We start from the raw sequence: 20,350 nt of genomic DNA on the forward strand, positions 1-20,350 counted from the left end.
TTTAAATAATCACTCTCACTGACTTTCGCTTGAACGAAATCAGGATGTTTATTCTCTGTCATTCGTTAATTTTCAACTGAAATGTTGGATTTTTTAAATGTTGAATAAGAATTAATTTTTCAAAGGTCTAGTATGAATACTCGCCATTTTAGTCAGCTTCCTAAGCCATATTTAGCTTATCCAAAAGTGATTCAGGGTTTAATTTTTAAAAAGCCAAAAGGTAAAAAAGTTCTACCGCAAGTTGAATATGTGGTTGATTCATTCAAAATTGATCCAAATCATTTAAAAGCATATAACGAAGTGTGTGGCTTTAAAAATAATGGGTATATTCCCGCGATTTATTTAGCTGTTTTATCGCAAAGTTTACAAATGCATATGATGACCTCTGAAGCATTTCCTTTTGCAATCTTAGGCTTGGTGCATATTCGCAATCAAATTAAGCAAACACGTAAAATTGGGGTCAATGAACAGCTGACTTTATCTTGTCAATTTGGTGAGCTAAAGCCCCATGATAAAGGGGTTCAGTTCGACTTCATCACAACAGCCAAAGTTGGCGGTGACGTGGTCATGCAAGGATTAACCACCTATCTAGCACGTCAAAAAACCGATGGTTCAGTTACAGAAAAACCAAAAGATAAAAAAGAACCAAATTATCAAGTTCAGGCGGTTTGGGAAGTTTCTGAAAATACTGGTCGTCGTTATGCTATGACATCAGGTGACTTTAACTTGATTCATATCCATGCATTAACTGCAAAAGCATTTGGTTTTAAACAAGCGATTGCTCATGGGATGTGGAGCAAGGCGCGCGTTCTCGCTGGGCTCAACTTACCAGAAGCTTATGAAGCCGATGTATTGTTTAAATTGCCGATGTATTTACCTTCAACAGTAGAATTTTTAACTGCACAAGATGGTACAACAACTGACTTTTTGATTCGTAATCAAAAATCACAAAAACCTCATGTTTCTGGTGTGGTTAAGGCTTTATAAGATAAAATATAAAGCCTGAGTCGAGATGATTCAGGCTTTTTTAATTAAAAAAGTTATGATTAAAAAAATAGGATAGGGCAATGAGCAGTTTAACGGACATTATTTTTGCGAGTACGAAAAATTATCAGGGCTATGTGGATGAGCGTTTTCAAGATCTCGCTGTTCAATTTAGTCGTTTGCAGGATGGTCGTAGCGAAAATGGTGGTGCTGCTTTAACTGTTTATTTTCAAAATGAAAAAGTTGTCGATATATATACGGGTAAAAAATCAAAAACTGAGCAATGGAATGAGCGAACCTTGTCGGTTTGTTATTCCACAGGGAAAGGTGTACTGGCCACACTCGCACATATTTTAGTGAGTGAAGGTTTCTTAGACTACGATACGCCTATAGTCAATTTTTGGCCTGAATTTGCTCAAAATGGTAAAGAGAATATGACACTGCGTCATATTTTAAGTCATCAAAGTGGCTTATACGATATTCGAAATATTATTGCTGGTGCCGTTGAAATGGCAGATTGGCAGCATATGCTCAAGGTAATGGAGCAGGCCACACCTCGTTTTGCTGTAGGAACTGATATTGCATATCAGGCATTAACATTTGGCTGGTTGGTGGGTGGTGTTTTAGAGAAAGCAACGCATCAATCTTTAACACAGTTAATGCAGAAGTATTTGGTTGAACCCCTACAACTTGATGGTGCCTATTTTGGTGTGCCTGAATCTGAGTTAAATCGTGTGGCGCGTTTAATTCAAAAAGCAGTGCCAGTACAAAAAACAGAAACAAAATCCAGTAAGAGCAAAGCTAAGAAGCATCATAAAACGTCATTTTCAGATAAATTGGTTGAATTAACCGGACAAAATCCGCAAGATTTTTTAGATGCTATGGTACCGAAAGGGATGCGTGATTTTAGTTTCTTTAGTGACCAAGGGCTTCAAGCGATTATTCCAGCGGCCAATGGTGTATTTAGCGCCAATAGTCTTGCAAAAGTTTATGCCATGATGGCAAATAAAGGGGTTTGGGAAGGAAAAGTTTTAATTCGCCCTGAAATATTTACAGAGTTAAGTCAGATCCAATCGATTAAACGAGATCGCGTGATGCCAATTCCTATGAAATGGCGTTTAGGCTACCATCGTGTGATTAGTATGGGTAAACGTGCTAAGCAAGGCTTTGGACATATTGGATATAATGGCTCTGGGGCGTGGTGTGATCCGCAACGAGGGCTTAGTTTTGCCTATACTCATAATTTTGCCATTGGTTCAATCACAGGCGATTATCGTCTTTGGGGACTGACCCAAGAAACATTACGTTGCGCTGATGGTTTACTTAAGGGAAGTAAAGGCTGGTTTTAAATATTAAGATCAAAGCGATTGAAATTTCATAGAAGGTTAGATGGCTGAGTCTTATAGTGCAAAAGAATTAAAAATAAGGACTTTATACAGCGGCATGTAGATCCATCTATATTTTCTTAGGCAAGTAACTCCATTTTTAAGATGGTTTCGACATGATGTTTAAACGAGTGTTGGTCTAGACCTTTTAAGCCAAGTTGATAGATTCCTTCTAAACCACAAACAAAAGCAATCAGCCGCCAAGCAATGTCTTGGCTACTGCTGGCTGTAGCAATTTTAAATTCTTGTTGGGCGATGCCATGTTCAATCGCTGTAACCAAGGCAACATGCCATTGTTCCATCGTAATATTATAAGCTTTTTTAATTTCTGGATCTTGGTCGATTAAAATTTCAGCCTCATTCCAGAGTCGTAAGTAGGGTTGAGTTTGTTCAATATTTTCAAAGCCTAGCAAGAGAGATAAACGTTCAAAGCTACTGTCGGTTTTAATTTGATCTTCTACTTTATTGAGTTGATCCATCAACTGAATAAAAACCTCTGCCTTTAAATGCGAACTTGATTGAAAGTGATGATGTACTTGCCCTGTTGAAACTTGTGCTTCTGCGGCAATACGGCGCACAGTTAATCCATTCAATCCATCTTGTAATGCAACACGCTTTGCTGCATCCAAAATCATAGTACGACGTTGTTCTCGGTTTAAATAATTCATCACTTTTAATACAACAAAATTTACAAAACAAATATTAAACAAAGTTGGACGTTTGTTCAAGTCTGCTTATAATGATGGAACTTGAACAAGCGTCCAACTTTAATTAGGTGTGTTATGTACCGCAATTGGGTGATTTTGGCAATCATCGTTTTAATTTATTTACCGGTTTCAATTGATGCAACGGTTTTGCATGTTGCCATCCCAACATTGAGTGCTGCTTTATCACTATCCAGTAATGAAATGCTCTGGGTGATTGATATTTATTCACTGATCATGGCAGGCTTGATTTTGCCCATGGGGGCATTGGGGGATCGTATTGGCTTTAAACGTCTGATGCTGATTGGTGCTGGTATTTTTGGTGTGGCTTCTCTCATGGCTGCTTTTGCGAGTTCAGCCTATATGTTGATTGCGGCAAGAGCATTTCTTGGTGTAGGTGCTGCCATGATTTTACCTGCAACCTTGGCAGGTGTTCGCAATACCTTTTTAGATGAAAAACAACGTAATTATGCTTTAGGTATTTGGGGAACTGTCGGTGGTGGTGGAGCCGCTTTTGGTCCACTGTTGGGTGGTTTTATTCTGGAACATTTTTCATGGGGAACCGTGTTCCTGATTAACGTGCCAATTATTATTTTGGTCTTGGTATTGACGACATGGCTGGTGCCAAAGCAAGTGGTACAAACCAAACAACCTTTAAATCTATTACAAGCGCTCATTTTGGTCACTGCAATCTTAATGCTGATTTATTCAATTAAGACCTCTATCTATGCGTTTAGCCTAGGGATGATTTTGATTTTTGTGCTTGGATTGGGATTGTTGGTGGGATTTATCCGCCATCAATTAAAAACAACCCAACCGATGATCGATTTTAGTCTGTTTAAGAATCCTGTGATCTCAACCAGTATTGTGATGGCAATGGTGGCTATGATAGCTTTAGTAGGTTTTGAGCTACTCCTTTCACAAGAATTACAGTTTGTGTATGGATATAGTCCATTAGAAGCAGGTTTGTTTATTTTGCCCTTTATGATCGCTATTAGTATTGGAGGACCTTTTACCAGTATTTTAATGAATCATTATGGTTTACGACCTGTTGCAACTATTGGGATGCTGATGTGTGCCTTATGTTTCTTTGGCTTGGCCATGACCAATTTTGATATCGATTATATTCAAGCTTGGGTTTGGATGGTGTTGATGGGAATCAGTGTTGAAATCGCGTTATTATCTTCCACGGCAGCTATTATGTCTGCTGTACCTCCACAAAAAGCAACGGCTGCTGGTGCAATTGAAGGCATGGCGTATGAGTTAGGTGCAGGTCTTGGGATTGCGTTTTTTGGACTGTTGCTGTCTATATTTTATGCGCATTCAATTGTCTTGCCTGAGCATTTACCGCTGAATATCGCAGCTCAAGCAAGTTCTTCTATTGGTGAGGCATTATTGTTGACCAAGCAGTTAGAACCTGCATTGATGCAAGAGGTAGAACAAGCAGCTTTTGAAGCGTTTATTTATTCACATAGTAAAGTCTTGGGCATTTCGGGTCTGATGTTTCTGGTTTTATCTGTATTTGTTTGGCGTGCTTTACCTGCAAAGAAACAGATTACTGTCTAGAATATTGCGCATGATTTAAATTATGCGCTTGTTTTTATATTTATAGTCAAGCAACTAATTGTTTATACAAGTGATTTTATGTAGCCATTGATCTGAAATGAAGCTTTTATTTTGGTATGAACTTTTAGAAACTATTTATTGCTTATCAATTCATTTTTGAAACTTTTGAATTATAGATGGTTGTCCTACCGTGGGGCGACAGGGATGTCGCCGTTAGGCGGGGGTATATGAGCAAAAATAAAGTACTGCTTTGTTTGTAGCGCAAGAGTGAGGCATAGCCTACGCAAAGCTATTTAAACCTTGAATGTAAGGTGTGGCATTGCAGGCTTTTTTATAATCAAAAATTTTTTCCATATAATTGATTTAATTAAAAATATTGATTAAGAGAAATTCTATTCTTGTATCTGAGTTTTTGACAGGTTGACTATAGGTTTTACGGTGTAATATAAAAGTTTGGAGAAGCGATTGAAAAACTATAGCAGCCCAAAATGTGATTTGTTTAACACTGCCACGTCAGTGTTTTTTAAAGTAAAATTAGCTATTGTGTGTTTTTAAATCTATTTAAGCGATAGATAAACTTTATATTGTAGAGCACAGTGTCAAATTAGAAGAAATTGATCGAATTATCTCTAATAAAAAATAACTCTACAGTTCTTCATTCACTAATCAGTAAAAAAACAGTATCCTTAGACCTGTAACTAGGAGCTTCCATGTATCAGGTACTTGCACGTAAATATCGCCCACGTAACTTTAATGAATTGGTCGGACAGAATCACGTTTCACGTGCACTGACCAGTGCGTTAGATCGTGGACGTTTACACCATGCCTATTTATTTACTGGAACACGTGGGGTGGGGAAAACCACGATTGCTCGAATTTTAGCGAAATGTTTAAATTGTGAAACAGGGGTAACCTCTAAACCTTGTGAAGTTTGCGCAACTTGTAAGGCGGTAAATGAAGGGCGCTTTATTGACCTGATTGAAATCGATGCTGCTTCACGGACAAAAGTTGAAGACACACGTGAGTTGCTCGACAATGTACCTTATGCACCGACCCAAGGTCGATTTAAGGTATATTTGATCGATGAGGTACATATGCTGTCGACGCATTCCTTTAATGCATTATTGAAAACATTAGAAGAACCGCCTGAACATGTAAAATTTTTATTTGCGACCACAGATCCACAAAAATTACCAATTACGGTGATTTCACGTTGCTTGCAATTTACTTTACGTCCATTGGCTGTAGATGAAATTACCCATCACCTTACAGACATTTTAAATAAAGAAGTAATTGCATCAGAGCAAGATGCGATTTGGCAAATTGCTGAATCTGCCCAAGGTTCGTTACGTGATGCATTGTCTTTAACTGACCAAGCAATTGCTTATGGTCAAGGCGCAATTCATCATCAAGATGTCAAAGAAATGCTAGGTTTGATTGATAGAACCATCATTTATGATTTGATCTTGGCAATTCATCAAAATCAAAATGCACGGGTTAGTCAGTTATTACTACAATTTAGGCAACAGGCTTTAGATGTTTCACTGGTTTTAGATCAGTTTATTTCAACTTTGCATGAGTTGGCGATGTTGCAATATTTGCCTGATTTAAGTCTAAAATACAGTGCTGAAATTAATCAAAAAATTATGCAGTTATCAAAAATTGTCTCTGCACAAGATTTACAGCTTTATTATCAAATTGCCTGTAAAGGTCGAGCGGAGCTACAACTTGCAGTAACACAAGAGCAAGGCTTTGAAATGACAGTATTGCGTTTACTGGCATTTAGACCGATGCAAATCAATGAAATTGTAGTCTCTCAAGATGAACAACCACAAAACAATCAAAATATCGCTCAAGTTGCTGTGTCACAGCAACCGCATCAAGCATCTGTTCAAGCCGGGATTATTCAAGAAGCGCAAATTCAGCAAGCACAGATTCAACAAGAACCAGCTCATCAACAGCAGGCTCAGCAAGCACCTGTTGAAAAAAATAATGAACAACAAAATGCTGCTTTGAATGTAATTCCGCAACCAGAAAGTTACGCGCCATTAACAGAAGTACAGCAACCGCAGGTTGAGATCAATTCGCAGCGTGTAGTGAATGATTTAGATCCAGCTTTTGACGAAATAGAAGAGCTGCAAACTCAACAGCAAAGCGTTGATCATGAACCCAGTAGTGATGACTACTTGGATGACTTTGCTGAGGAAGCACAACAAAGCGCTGTAGTTGAATCAACTGTTCATAATAATCAAAATATTGAAGCGCAGTCGCCAACTGTTCAAGAGAAAATTGCAGTAGAAAATGCTGAACCAAGTTTAACTTTATTTGGTGCTGATTTGAGTCAACCGAAAAATTCTACGTCTCAGTCTAGTTTAAATAAAGATGTATTTTTTTTAGCACCTGAGAATCAGGATCAAAATGTTGAAATTGATTTAGTTGAGCCTATTCATTCTCAAACAGATACTCCAGCTCAAGTTTCTAATATTATCCCTGAAATAGAACCAGGATCTTCTGGTGAGCAACAAACGCCGCAACAGATACTTGCCTTAAAATTACAGGTCTTAGAAGGTGAGTGGACAGTTGAGAAATGGGAATATTGGTTTAGAAACAGCTCACTTTCTCCTGCTGTTCAAGAACTCGCACAGCATGGATTAATGACTGGGGATGTGAATGGTCAATCTATTTTTCAAATTTCGCAAAAATATGAAAAAATACTGAATCAAGCACAACATGATCTTGAGGCAAAATTAAAACAGCAGTGGCCGAATACTTTATTTACAGTGCAATACGGTGAAGTTGAGTCGACCACACCTTATATGATGCAAAACGAGCGTAAGCTTCGAGCTTATGATCGTGCGAATGAAATGCTTGAAAAAGAACCTTTGGTCAAAAGTTTAATTGAAGCATTGGATGGGAAGTTGGAAAATATTCAGCTCAAAGCTTAGGGGCTGTAGACATTTCATAAATGGCTTGCGTTGTAGACTAAAATTGAGCATGAGACGTATACGCCGTAAAACATGAATGAGAATAGCGAGACTATTTTCGAGTTTCGTAACACAGGCTGAGATAATTTTAGCCACAACCCTTCGGGACTTGTGTGTTTTTTGCCGCTACGTTGTTACCTTGCGAAACGATGTTTCTCATCATTTAGAATGACTAAATTTCGTATTTCGTGCCTAGTATCGCCTAAAAACACACGTAGTCGCAAACGTAGACGAATTGTCAACAGCCCCTAATTATAAAAAACATCTAGATTAAATAACGTTTTAAATAAGCTCAATTTCACTGGAATTGGGCTTGTTTTTATTCCACTGTATTTTGCCGAAATTTAGGCAATATTCACAATCCTTTTCTGCCTGTGCCAAGGTAAATCATTTTAAAATCTCATCAGGTTCTCAATTTATATAAGAATTTTAATTCAAATTATGATGATCAATCTGGCATTTATGGGCGTTGTTATGCTGAAAATCACTTGTTTTAAATATTTTTATGGTTATAATTGCGGCAACTTTAATTAGCGGAGACCCTAAGTGGCAAATTGTTCATCGAGGCGCTGTAGTTTATATACAGCCATTATTCGTATCTGAGCAAGAGAGCGCTGCCTTTAGGAAAGCTGTCTTGCAATGAGACAGTTATAATCTGATTTTAAACTACATCCCCATTTTGACGTGAAACAGCTCAATTTTGACTTTAATCAGTTCAATTTTGGCTTGTTTTTGTGCGCACTTAGATTCATACCGCCTCAGCAATGAGGATTACGGATGGTAATCAATCAACTTTGTATGATAGAAACAGTACTGATTACGGGCTGTTTTTTATTACTTATTATTCATAAATCAGCATATGCCGATCCTGTATTAATTACAGATGATGCAAGTGTTGCTGATCTATATACTTGCCATTTTGAAAGTAATATAAACTTTTATAAACATCAGGAGGTTAACTCCAGTTTTTCTCCAATATGCGGTATTGCCAAAAATTTGGAATTAAGCTTTCAATTGGATGATCATCTTCAAAATAAGAATCGTCATGATGTGATATCAGCTCAATTCAAACGGAATTTGAAAGCGGTGGAATCGAATAGTTGGGGCGCGGCTGTATCCCTAACAATAAGCCGAAATATGTATGGTGATAACCACTCCAGTTGGAAAGTGAATCTGCCCGTAACGTATTTATTACTGGATGATCGTTTATTTTTAAATGGCAATATCTCCTATGAACATCAGGGTAATACTCAGTATGTTTTAGCTGCAATTTCAAGCAATTATTGGATCACTGCTAAAACCTCTCTCAGTGCAGAAATCTTTAATCAAGATCATCAGTCTGTATTTTTTCAAACCGCATTTGGTTATGAGTTGATTCAAGATTTTGTCAGGGTCCAAGTGGCTTATGCAGATCGATTTGACCACCATGATGGTCGCTGGTTTGGGGTGGGAGTTGAGTTTCTCACCAACTTTAAGCTCATAAAAAAATCATCTAATTCGATTCTTGTCCAATAGGAAGAAGTCTTTATTGCCAAAAAAGGAGAACATTATGCTTCATAATCTATGGCAACGTTTATTTTCTAATTTCATCAAAAAATATCATATTCAACACTTATTTGAACGTCATCGTTCATTTAAAGAATTACATCAAGCCAGTTATGCCAGTGAAATTAGTAAAAAGCTTTCACAAAGTTTGATCAATGCTTCCTATGTACCTTCAGACCAATTGCTCAATCATTTAAATACAACAATGCAAGGTTTGTCAGCAAAGCAGGTTGAACAACGGCAAGAGCAATTTGGGTTAAATGAGCTTGCGCATGAAAAACCACTACCGTGGTGGAAGCATCTTTGGTATGCCTATCGCAATCCATTTAATATTTTACTTACAATTTTGGCTCTGGTGGCTTTCTTTACTGACGATATAGAAGGCACAATCATTATTACAACCATGGTTGTACTTTCTACCGTGCTGCGCTATTGGCAGGAATTTAAGTCAAATAAAGCAGCCGCTGCATTAAAAGCAATGGTGAGCAATACAGCTACAGTGATTCGTCAAGTAGATTGGGACGATCCAGATCTTGAAACCATGCAATATGACCTAGATCAAGGATCTCAACAGATTGAGCTTGCGATCCAAGATTTGGTCCCTGGTGACATCATTTTATTGTCTGCTGGAGATATGATCCCAGCAGATTGTCGAATTATCTTTGCAAAAGATCTCTTTGTTTCACAAGCATCGATGACGGGTGAATCTATTCCTGTAGAAAAGTTTGCTGATCAAAAAGATCACACCCTGCAAAATGCATTGGAATTAGAAAATATTGTTTTTATGGGAACCAATATTGTGTCGGGTTCTGCAAAAGCGGTGGTGGTGAATACAGGGACACAAACCTATTTTGGGGCATTAGCACATCGTGTATCACATGCAGATCGTGCGACGACCTCATTTCAAATGGGGGTAAATAAAGTCAGTTGGTTATTGATTCGATTTATGTTGATCATGGCGCCAGTTGTATTATTTATCAATGGCTTTACCAAAGGTGATTGGAGTGAAGCATTGTTGTTTGCTTTATCTGTTGCTGTGGGTTTAACACCTGAAATGTTACCGATGATCGTGACCTCAACATTGGCCAAAGGTGCAGTATTTTTATCTCGTAAAAAAGTTATTGTTAAACGTTTAGATGCGATTCAAAATTTCGGTGCAATGGATGTTTTATGTACAGATAAAACAGGTACCTTGACTGAGGACAAAATTTGTTTATCACAACATGTGGATGTAAATGGCAAGACATCACAACGCGTACTGGTACAGGCTTACTTAAATAGCTACTACCAAAGAGGGCTGAAAAATTTACTGGATGCTGCAATCTTGGACCATGCTGCACAAGACTTGCAAGATCTAAATTTTAAATTTAAGAAGCTGGATGAAGTACCATTTGATTTTGTGCGTCGACGTATGTCAGTAGTGGTCCGCACCTTACAAGGGAATGCACGCATTATCACTAAAGGTGCGGCAGAGGAAATGTTGAAAGTCTGTTCGCATGTAGAGATAAACGACAAGATTGAGCTATTAACGCCAGAGTATCTTGAAGCTATTCAAGAAAAAATACGCCAATTTAATCTTGAAGGTCTACGTGTTATTGCCATCGCATATCGAGATTTTAATGGTAGATCAGATCACTTTTCTGTCGCAGATGAAAATAATTTGATTTTAACTGGATATCTTACTTTCTTGGATCCTCCTAAAAAATCTGCTGCACCTGCTCTAGCTCAATTGGCAGCCCATGGCGTCAATGTCAAAGTGCTTACAGGTGATAATGAGTTTGTTACTCAAAAAGTCTGCGAAGAACTTGGGTTGGATTGTGAACATGTACTTTTAGGTGGGCATGTTGAGAATATGACTGACGAAGAACTAAAATTTGCAGTTGAATATACTCAAGTATTTGCCAAATTAAGCCCAGTTCACAAAGAACGTATTGTGATGCAGCTGAAAGAGAATGGACATGTGGTTGGATTCTTAGGAGATGGTATCAATGACGCGGCGGCTATACGCAGTGCTGATATTGGAATTTCGGTGGATACAGCAGTGGATATTGCCAAAGAGTCAGCAGATTTAATTTTACTTGAAAAAAGTTTAATGGTGCTTGAAGAAGGCGTGCTAGAGGGACGACGTACATTTGCCAATATGTTGAAATATATCAAAATGACGGCAAGTTCAAATTTTGGTAATGTTTTTTCGGTATTAGTAGCGAGTGCTTTTATTCCGTTTTTACCGATGCTACCAATTCATTTGCTTATACAGAACTTACTTTATGATGTATCACAAATCGCCATTCCATTTGACAATGTTGATGATGAGTTGATCGAGAAACCGCAAAGCTGGAAACCAAATGAAATTGGGCGTTTCATGATTTTCTTTGGACCGCTTAGTTCGATTTTTGATATTTTGACTTTTGCACTCATGTGGTTTGTATTTCATGCAAATTCGCCAGAACAGCAAACCTTGTTTCAATCAGGCTGGTTTGTGGTCGGGCTACTGACACAAACGTTAATTGTACATATGATTCGTACGGAAAAAATACCCTTTATTCAAAGTCGTGCAGCGATGCCTTTGCTGGTCATGACCTTGGTCATTGTGGCTGTTGGTATTTTCTTACCAATGGGGCCTTTTGCTGAGTATTTAAAACTACAAGCTTTACCATTAAGTTATTTCTTATTTTTACCATTAATCTTGCTTGGTTACATACTGGTTGTCCAACTGATGAAAAAAATTTACATCCGTCGTTACGGCTGGTAATGGAGAACACCAATGCAACTCCAATTCATGCAACATCTAGAATTAGCGAATATGTTAGATTCTTTGATTAGTTTACTTGGCGCTTTTATTTTAGGAGGATTGATCGGGTTTGAGCGACAGTATAGACAACGTACTGCAGGTTTAAGAACCAATGTGTTGGTTGCACTTGGCGCTGCTATATTTGTTGATATTGCCAATAACTTAACAGGTGCTGATGGCTCGGTACGTGTGATTGCTTATGTGGTTTCTGGCATTGGATTTCTTGGCGCAGGGGTAATTATGCGTCAAGAAGGGAATATTCAAGGACTTAACACTGCTGCAACCTTATGGTGTTCTGCTGCCGTCGGTGCTGCGGCAGGCTGTGACCGTTTGGTGGAAGCAATATTGGCGACGATATTTATTTTGGCAGCCAATACTTTATTGCGTCCTATTGGGCACATTATCGACCGTAAGCCTTTAAATGTTGATTCGGAAATGCAACATGAAATTTATGTGGTTTGTCAAAAAGAGCACAGTAAATATGTTATGGATGAGCTGAATAAAGCTTTAAAGCGTTATCATTTTCCAGCCAAAGATTTTGATGTAGAACCTTTTGGTGAGCAAGATGTGGAAATTAAAGCGATTTTGATTGCGAATTCCGTTGAGGAAAAAGAAATTCAGCCCATTATTGAAATGTTAAATCAAATACCAGAAGTGAGTCAGGCTTTTTGGGATCAAAATACGCTCGCTTGAAATGATACTTTATTTTTAGGATGTTGGGGATGAGTTTTTTAAGAATTAATTTTGTCTTAAATGATATAAAGTGAATTCGACTTATCTTTAACTGATTGAAAACAATGATCTTGACAGTGTCTTACTGAGCTTTCATTCAATTTCAGGGTCAGCCTGCGGCATGCCCTACTTTTTTTCGGAGGGAGGAGCTAAGCTTCGCATGGACAAGCATCTTGCAAAGTCTTGCTCCTCACCGCAAAAATCGTCGACAACCAGCTACACATTCAATAAATCGTAGAAAGAAGACTTTATGAATGAAGTCCTGCCTCAGACTATTACGGATGACGTTTCTGAGTAGCATATTTAATCAAGAACCTATATTGAACTCAGATTATATAGTTTTGCAAAGAATCTCGCATTTTTTGTGGAATCGGGGTGCTTTTTTTTGTTTCACGTTCTACAAAAACATGGATAAAGTGACCTTGTGCTGAAGCATCATTTTTACCTTGTTTGAAAATTGCCAGATCATAACTAAGTGATGTATTTCCAATTTTTGTAATCGCTACACCAACTTCAATAATTTCAGGGTAGGTGAGTTCTTCTAGAAAATGGCAAGAAGAATTTACCACCAAACCAATGATGGGTGAATGATGTATGTCAAAGTCTGCTTTGTGGATCAATAGCGCATTTGCAGCAGTATCAAAATAGCTATAATAGGTCACATTATTGACATGTCCATAAATATCATTGTCCGCCCAACGTGTTTGGATGGGTAAGATAAAGGGATATTGGCTGCGTAATTTTATTTCTGGTTTCATTTTGATTGATTCATTTCTATAGATTAAATATTTAGAATATTTTCGCTGTCAATCACGAAGTCAATTCTTTATATGGTTTTATAAACAAGTAACTTTATAGATGAATTTTGCATTTTTTTACAAGTGTTTTGGTTAAAACATTCACGATCAAGTTTGGGCAATAAAAAAGCTCATTAAGTATAACTTAATGAGCTTTTCAAATTTACAACTGATTCAGTTCAAATTGATTAGAAACGATAACCAAGACCTAAATAAGTCACGATTGGTTTAATTTCAATGCTGCTTTGGCCTGAAATTAAAGTTGTTGGTCCGCCTAACGTTGTACCATTTACATTTAATTTTGCTTTTGTTGTCAGATGCGCATATGAAACAGAAGCAGTTGCATACCAATTTTTATTGATATTGAAATCTGCACCTAGAATTGCAACAGGAGCAAACGCATCATCAACTTTAACTTTACCTAGTTCAGGTCTAAACGCGCCGATAGGTGAAGCTTTTAATGCATCATTGATTGCTGGATCAGTCTCAACATTTGAGAAATGAGCATACATCAAGCCAGCACCCACATAAGGGCGGATCTTGTTATTGATTGAACCAAAGTGATAACGAGCTGAAAGCGTTGGTGTATAAGCATCTGTTGTTGCAGCTTTATCAAATTTATTCAAATCAACTACAGTTAGGCCATGAACTTTAATGCTACCTTGACCAGCAAGTTCCATTTCAGGAGGAGCACCTAAAGTTAATTCAAGTGAAACGTTATCATTAACAAAATAATCAAGCATCAAGCCTGCTGTATCTGCATTTTGTACTTCAAAACCTGCATCAGGGTTATTAGCTTGTATATTTGCCAGAGGTCCTAAGAAAGGACTATTACCAGTTTTACCATTGACGCCTTGTCCTTTACTTTGAGGCATAACATGCAACCAACCAGCAGAAACACCAAAAGTCTTACCATCTGAAGTTGCTGCGTGAGTAACGTTGCTTAATCCAAATGCTGCTAATGGCAGAATCGCTAATGTAAGTTTTTTCATAAAATGATTTTCCAATACTATCAGTTGTCTTAATTTTCCGATTAAGATCCGGCGCGATTTTAGAGTAATTATTTTAAAAATTAAATAAAAATTAAATAAAAACTCATTACTAGGCAGTCATAAAAATAGTCATCTAATAGAGTATTTTTTTGAAAATTAATGATTTTTAAATTATTTCATTAAAAAAACTTTAAGTTTAATTGATTAAAAAATATAACAAACATTATAAGTCACGTTGATTTTTCACATATTAAGAATAACCAACTTCAACTTTAAAGTAGTTTTTGCGTGGTTATAGTTTGAGTTGAAATGTAGTCAAATTGATGAGATATACCCTATGTGCATACTATGGTTTATGTTTGTATAAGTTATATAGAAGATATTTGAAAATAAAACACGAAGATGAAATATGCTAACTTATCTCAATGTTTTATTTAGAAATTTATTTAATGTATGACTTCGTAAATGAATACTGATAACTTTTAATAAATCGTTTGATAAATTTTTAACGCATCTAAGTGGCTTAGCGGTCTTGGATTATTTTGTAAAAGACGTGTCTGAAGCATTGCATCGGATGCCAATCTGTCGAGTTGGTGTTCTTGTACATTTAAATCTCGTAACTTCAAAGCCAACCCACTGTGATCCAAATGTCTCTGCATATGATCAATAAATAAATCACACAAGCCGTCTGTGCTACCTTTACTATATGGATCAATCCATTGCATTAATTCTGCGTAATGTATTTTTGCTTCAGGCGCATTGAATTTTAAAATTTCCAATAAAACTAAAGCATTGGTATGTCCATGTGATAAATGAAAATGACCGCCCAACGGATAAGCTAAAGCGTGAACAGCACCTACTGGAGCATTGGCAAAAGCTTGTCCTGCAAGCATAGAGCCAAGTAACATATTCTGACGAGCTTCTAAATTTGTACCATCAGTTAATACTAATTTTAAATTTTTATTTAAAAGTTTAAGTGCTTGTTTAGCAAGCATGTCTGCATAAAAATTCTTTTTAATTTTAGAAGTATAGGCTTCAATTGCATGCACCATAGCATCGATACCTGTTGCTGCTGTGATATGTGCAGGTAAGCCTGAGGTAAAGGTTGCATCTAAAATTGCGACATCTGCATATAAAATTGGAGAAACAATTCCAGTTTTGGTTGTTTCACCTGTCGTGACAATAGAAATGGGCGTTACTTCAGAGCCTGTGCCTGCTGTGGTTGGAATAAGAATTAAAGGAAGGCGAGGGCCTTTGACATTATTAACCCCATAGATTTCCTGAATACTTTGTGATTGCTTTGGATTTGCCAATATCGCAATGAGTTTGGCAACATCCATAGAGCTACCACCACCGAAGCCAATAACCACATCTACTTGATTGTCTTTGGCGAATTTAACTGCCGATAAAACAATTTGCTCTGCTGGATCTGCCTGTACATCGGCATAAATTTCATAGTTTAAATTGCATTGCGCTAAAATTTTTAATAGCGGCAAATGCAATGCGTGTTGAATCATGCCTGCATCTGTCACGATTAATGCTTTGTGGTATTGATTGCCTAATACTGTACTGAGTTCTTGGATTGATCCTAAACCTGAAATAATATTGGCTACAGTTTGGAATTGAAAATGACTCATATGTATTATCCTTAATCTATCATCACAAATTAAACATTATTGTTTTAAGGTTCTATAGGATTCGCCTGCTAAATAACTTAACATAAGACTTTATAAAAGAAATGATCATTTGAGGTTGTTATGTCATCCAAAATGCCATACAAAGTTTTATGTGTGTGCTTAGGAAATATTTGTCGCTCACCCACAGCAGAGGTGGTTTTACGACACTATTGTGATGAAAAACGATTAAATGTAATTGTGGATTCAGCTGGAACGAGCAATTATCATCCAAATAAATCACCCGATAGTCGTAGTCAAAAACATGCAATAAAAAGAGGCTATGATCTTTCTAGCTTACGTGCTAGACAATTAAAAATACAAGACTTTTTAGAGTTTGATTTGATTCTTGCCATGGATCATGAAAATCTTGCGGATATACAGCATTTGTATAACCAAGCCAGCAGCCAATTTGGTCTTGCTCAAATTAAAGCTAAAATTGCTTTAATGAGTGAGCACGATTGTATTTATCCACAACAGGCGCTTCCAGATCCTTATTATGGTGAAGCTGATGCATTTGAACGTGTACTTGATCAGTGTGAATCAAGTAGTTCGGCTTGGGTACATGTGTTTCAACAACAGTTTTAATGCACGTGATTGAAATATTTTTAGGAAATAAATTTAAGTTATGAATATTGAATCACAGGTTCAACTCAAACCTTTCAATACATTGAGTTTGAGCTCGATTGCATCACATTATGTCAAAATACAATCTATTGTAGATCTTCAGCAAGCATTACAGTTTTCTAAAGCACATGATTTAAACGTTTTATTGCTTTCAGGTGGTAGTAATATAATGTTGCCTGAACATATCCATGCGCTTGTTGTTGCTATAGATATACAAGGTGTTGAATTTTTAAGCGAAGATGCAAGAAGCAAAACAATCAAGGTGGGTGCTGGGAAAGTTTGGCATGATTTTGTGTTGTGGACGACCACACAACAGCTTTATGGTTTACAAAACCTGGCTTTAATTCCTGGTTTAGTCGGCGCATCGCCTGTGCAAAATATTGGTGCGTATGGTGTGGAAGTCGGTGAATTTATTCAATCTGTGGAAGTCTATGATCGTCTATCAGCACAAACTCTTTCAATTCAAGCACGAGATTGCCAGTTTTCTTATCGACACAGTATTTTTAAAGATAATCCAGATCGTTATGTCATTACCCATGTAATTTTTAAATTACTTAAACATGCTGATTTAAAAGTAAATTATGGAGATTTAAAAAATGCGATGATGGGAGATATGAGTGCTGAAAACTTACAAAAGCAAGTGATTCAGATTCGTCAAAGTAAGCTCCCGAACCCGAATGAATACCCAAACGTGGGAAGTTTCTTTAAAAATCCAATTATTAAGCAACAAGAGTTTTCACAATTAATTGCAAAATTCCCTAATATTCCACATTATCCTCAAACAGGGAATCAAGTTAAAATTGCAGCGGGTTGGTTGATTGATCAATCAGGTTGGAAAGGTAAACAGCTTAATCAGGTAGGAATGTTTCATAAACAAGCTTTGGTATTGGTGAATTATGCCGATGCAACACTGAAAGATGTACGCGCAACGTATCAGGCAGTACAAAAAGATGTTTTTGAGAAGTTTGGTGTGCACTTAGAACCTGAACCTGTGCTTTATGATGAATTAGGGTTAATCGAAAACCATTAGATTGAGTAAATATATGGTCAAACCGCATTGGATGGTCAGATTTCTACGAATAATTGCCATATTATTTGTATTGTTCGGCTGTTTGGTCGTTTTTTGGTATACGCCATTTTATTCGACAATGATGGTTAAAATCCTAAATAGTATTGTTCCCGTTGAAGTGAATCGGGTGGCAGCAAAGAGCCAACAAAATGCTGCGCTTTCGGAGGCTGAAAACTTAGAACCTGGGTCTGATTTATGGATTGCTCGACAAGCCTATCTTAAGCTGATGGATGAAGCGATTAAGAGTAAAAATGCACAGGATTTAATCTTACTTCAGTTACGATATAAAGCCTTACAAGAAAAAATTGCTAAAGAGCAAAAAAATGAAGAACTACAACAAAATAAACCCGTAATTCCTTTAGTTTCTGAACGTGCTGCATCAGATGTTGTTGAAAATCAGTCGAGTGATGTTGTTAAAAACTTATTGGATTTAAATAGTGAAGACAATAAAGCACTAATGGATGAATATTTAACATTCTTAAAAAAACATAAAATTGATGAAAAATTACTTCAAGAAAACTCACACACATTGGCAAATGAATTGTCCAGTTCGCAGGTACAAGAAGATCTTGAGAGTTTGCCAACCAAAACCAGTGAACAACCGAAGCCCATCAGTCAGCCTTATGCAATTGTAGTCTTGGGTGGTGGTTTAACTTTAGATAAAAATCAAAAAGATATTATTGTTAATGACTATACTAAGCTAAGACTTGAGACAACCTTGGCCTTAGAAGAAAAAAATAAGCTTCCTATTGTACTCAGCGGTGTAGAAGCGCCCTATATGCAAAAATGGTTGTCTGACCGTGGTGTTCAAGCAAAATTATTAGAAAATAGGAGTATGAACACATGTGAAAATACACGTTTCAGCTCATTACTTTTACAAAAGAAAGGTGGTGCACCCACAGTATTATTAATTACCGATCGTTATCATATGCCTAGAACACGTCGGTTATTTGCATTAAATGGTATAGAAACAATTCCTGTCAATGCACCTATGCCAACTCAATTAACAGTATGGCAGCCTAGCAAACAAAATTATGATCATAGTCGTAGAGCCAATTATGAAACTTTAGCAACAATCCGAGATATGTTGTTTGGTTCGAGTGGCTGTAGAGAGGTGCCTTAATGGCAGATATTCCATTTTTAAATCCAACAATTCTAAAGCAACTCGATTTACCTATACCAAGTCGAGATACAACACCACAACTATTAGAAGCCTTAAACTTAAATCGTGAATATATTCCAAATAAAGAAATAAAATCCTATCAACGTCTTTATGGTTTTGATCAACTGGACTGTTTGCAATGGCAAGGTTTTATTGATATGCCATTGTTTAAACTCCATGTGCAAGTATTCAAACCTAATATAGATAAAATAAAGGGTTCTGTGTGTTTATTGCACGGTTATTTAGAACATAGTGGTATTTATCAGCCGATTGTGAAAGAAATACTTGAACAAGGGTTTAGTGTGATTACTTATGATTTGCCTGGGCATGGGCTGAGTAATGGTTCTCCTGCAAATATTCAAAATTTTGATCATTACCAACAAGTGTTACATGCGGTCTATCAATATGTAAAAAATGCAGAGCAGCTTCCGAAGCCATGGTTGGGAGTGGGGCAAAGTACAGGTGGTGCAATTTGGATGCATCATTTACTTGAGTATGCACAAAAACGTGAGAATCCCATTGTGGATCGGGTATTACTGCTTTCACCATTAGTACGACCGGCAAAAACAGCGTGGTGGCATAATTCTATTGGTTTAGGAATTATTCGAAGAATTAAAAGAGAAGTCCCTCGTCATTTTAAAAGAAATAATCATAATCCTGAGTTTTTAAGATTTGTACGCCTTAAAGATCCTTTACAGCCCAGAATGATGGGAATGGATTGGATTTTGGCAATGTCTAAGTGGATGTTAGAAATGGAAGCTTTTCCAAAGTGCCGCATTCCAGTTTGGTTGGCCCAAGGCGCACAAGACCAAACTGTAGACTGGAAATATAATATTGATTTTGTACGTCGACAATTTAGATTACAGACCCTATTGATTCTTGAAGAAGGATCGCATCAATTGATTAATGAGCGGGCAGATATACGTGCAGCATTAACGGGATTAATTCCTGCGTTTCTACATGCACAATCTTCTGGTGACTATTTTGAATGATCGATTTAGCTTATTTTTAAGCTAAATTTCTCAAATTGCTTAAAAAATGAGTGAATTATGCGGTTTTTTGAGTATTTAGATTAAAAAATAATCACACAATGCATTTTGTTGAAAATAGGGCTTGCACTGGTTTAAAATCTGTATAGAATACGCAGCATCCCGACGCGATACAGCAAACGAACTTAGCTTAGAGGGTTAAGTTGTTAAATGTTTATTGCGTCTTATTTATCACTGACGAAGTGATAAATTAATCATTAAGAGAATATGAAGAACAACTTGTGTGGATTTTTACTAATTGATTGATCGAAATATTATCATTGATTGATTGGTTTAAATTACTCGAAGTT

Annotated in this window: 15 protein-coding genes; 11 read left to right on the forward strand and 4 right to left on the reverse strand. The window is 36.9% G+C overall.

Annotated features, from left to right (window positions below):
- Positions 1–132 precede the first annotated feature (132 nt).
- Positions 133–987: a MaoC family dehydratase gene (locus tag ACG9ZL_RS07640; protein ID WP_419359633.1), complete on the forward strand. Its 855-nt coding sequence runs from the start codon at positions 133–135 to the stop codon at positions 985–987.
- Positions 988–1,067: 80 nt separating this feature from the next.
- Entirely contained in the window at positions 1,068–2,333 is a 1,266-nt protein-coding gene (locus ACG9ZL_RS07645) for a serine hydrolase domain-containing protein (protein ID WP_262086359.1), read from the forward strand.
- A 116-nt stretch (positions 2,334–2,449) separates the two neighbouring features.
- Here ACG9ZL_RS07645 and ACG9ZL_RS07650 read toward each other — a convergent pair whose 3' ends face one another.
- A complete protein-coding gene (locus tag ACG9ZL_RS07650; RefSeq protein WP_419359635.1) occupies positions 2,450–3,037 on the reverse strand; it encodes a TetR family transcriptional regulator in 588 nt (195 codons plus the stop codon).
- A 114-nt stretch (positions 3,038–3,151) separates the two neighbouring features.
- Here ACG9ZL_RS07650 and ACG9ZL_RS07655 point away from each other — a divergent pair, with 114 nt between their 5' ends.
- From ACG9ZL_RS07655 to ACG9ZL_RS07675, 5 genes are all read left to right on the forward strand, one after another.
- Entirely contained in the window at positions 3,152–4,639 is a 1,488-nt protein-coding gene (locus ACG9ZL_RS07655; protein ID WP_419359637.1) for an MFS transporter, read from the forward strand.
- 710 nt (positions 4,640–5,349) lie between these two features.
- Complete coding sequence (gene dnaX / locus ACG9ZL_RS07660) at positions 5,350–7,584, forward strand: DNA polymerase III subunit gamma/tau (RefSeq protein WP_419359639.1); 2,235 nt, start codon at positions 5,350–5,352, stop codon at positions 7,582–7,584.
- Positions 7,585–8,400: 816 nt separating this feature from the next.
- Positions 8,401–9,138: a PA4824 family protein gene (locus tag ACG9ZL_RS07665; protein WP_419359641.1), complete on the forward strand. Its 738-nt coding sequence runs from the start codon at positions 8,401–8,403 to the stop codon at positions 9,136–9,138.
- Between the two features lie 34 nt (positions 9,139–9,172).
- On the forward strand, positions 9,173–11,920 hold the full coding sequence (gene mgtA / locus ACG9ZL_RS07670; RefSeq protein WP_419359643.1) for a magnesium-translocating P-type ATPase: 2,748 nt from the start codon (positions 9,173–9,175) through the stop codon (positions 11,918–11,920).
- A gap of 12 nt (positions 11,921–11,932) precedes the next feature.
- On the forward strand, positions 11,933–12,652 hold the full coding sequence (locus tag ACG9ZL_RS07675) for an MgtC/SapB family protein (RefSeq protein WP_419359645.1): 720 nt from the start codon (positions 11,933–11,935) through the stop codon (positions 12,650–12,652).
- 365 nt (positions 12,653–13,017) lie between these two features.
- On the opposite strand, the gene ACG9ZL_RS07680 is transcribed toward ACG9ZL_RS07675, so the two are convergent.
- From ACG9ZL_RS07680 to ACG9ZL_RS07690, 3 genes are all read right to left on the reverse strand, one after another.
- A complete protein-coding gene (locus ACG9ZL_RS07680; RefSeq protein WP_336954186.1) occupies positions 13,018–13,449 on the reverse strand; it encodes an acyl-CoA thioesterase in 432 nt (143 codons plus the stop codon).
- Positions 13,450–13,676: 227 nt separating this feature from the next.
- A complete protein-coding gene (locus tag ACG9ZL_RS07685; protein WP_336954185.1) occupies positions 13,677–14,480 on the reverse strand; it encodes an OmpW/AlkL family protein in 804 nt (267 codons plus the stop codon).
- A gap of 482 nt (positions 14,481–14,962) precedes the next feature.
- The gene (locus tag ACG9ZL_RS07690) at positions 14,963–16,117 is read right to left on the reverse strand and encodes an iron-containing alcohol dehydrogenase (protein ID WP_419359647.1); all 1,155 of its coding nucleotides are present in this window, start codon (positions 16,115–16,117) and stop codon (positions 14,963–14,965) included.
- A 120-nt stretch (positions 16,118–16,237) separates the two neighbouring features.
- Between ACG9ZL_RS07690 and ACG9ZL_RS07695 the strand changes: the two genes are divergently transcribed.
- Genes ACG9ZL_RS07695 through ACG9ZL_RS07710 form a run of 4 tightly spaced genes read left to right on the forward strand, consistent with a single transcriptional unit; the run spans position 16,238 to position 20,003 of the window.
- The gene (locus ACG9ZL_RS07695; RefSeq protein WP_419359649.1) at positions 16,238–16,741 is read left to right on the forward strand and encodes a low molecular weight protein-tyrosine-phosphatase; all 504 of its coding nucleotides are present in this window, start codon (positions 16,238–16,240) and stop codon (positions 16,739–16,741) included.
- 40 nt (positions 16,742–16,781) lie between these two features.
- Positions 16,782–17,810: a UDP-N-acetylmuramate dehydrogenase gene (murB, locus tag ACG9ZL_RS07700; RefSeq protein WP_336954181.1), complete on the forward strand. Its 1,029-nt coding sequence runs from the start codon at positions 16,782–16,784 to the stop codon at positions 17,808–17,810.
- Between the two features lie 13 nt (positions 17,811–17,823).
- Positions 17,824–18,972, forward strand: coding sequence for a YdcF family protein (locus ACG9ZL_RS07705; RefSeq protein ID WP_419359651.1), 1,149 nt, complete (start codon positions 17,824–17,826; stop codon positions 18,970–18,972).
- Entirely contained in the window at positions 18,972–20,003 is a 1,032-nt protein-coding gene (locus ACG9ZL_RS07710) for an alpha/beta hydrolase (RefSeq protein ID WP_419359653.1), read from the forward strand. Before ACG9ZL_RS07705 ends, ACG9ZL_RS07710 begins: the two co-directional genes overlap by 1 nt.
- The last annotated feature ends 347 nt before the right edge of the window (positions 20,004–20,350 follow it).

Source organism: Acinetobacter legionensis (genome assembly GCF_048551735.1).
GTDB lineage: Bacteria > Pseudomonadota > Gammaproteobacteria > Pseudomonadales > Moraxellaceae > Acinetobacter.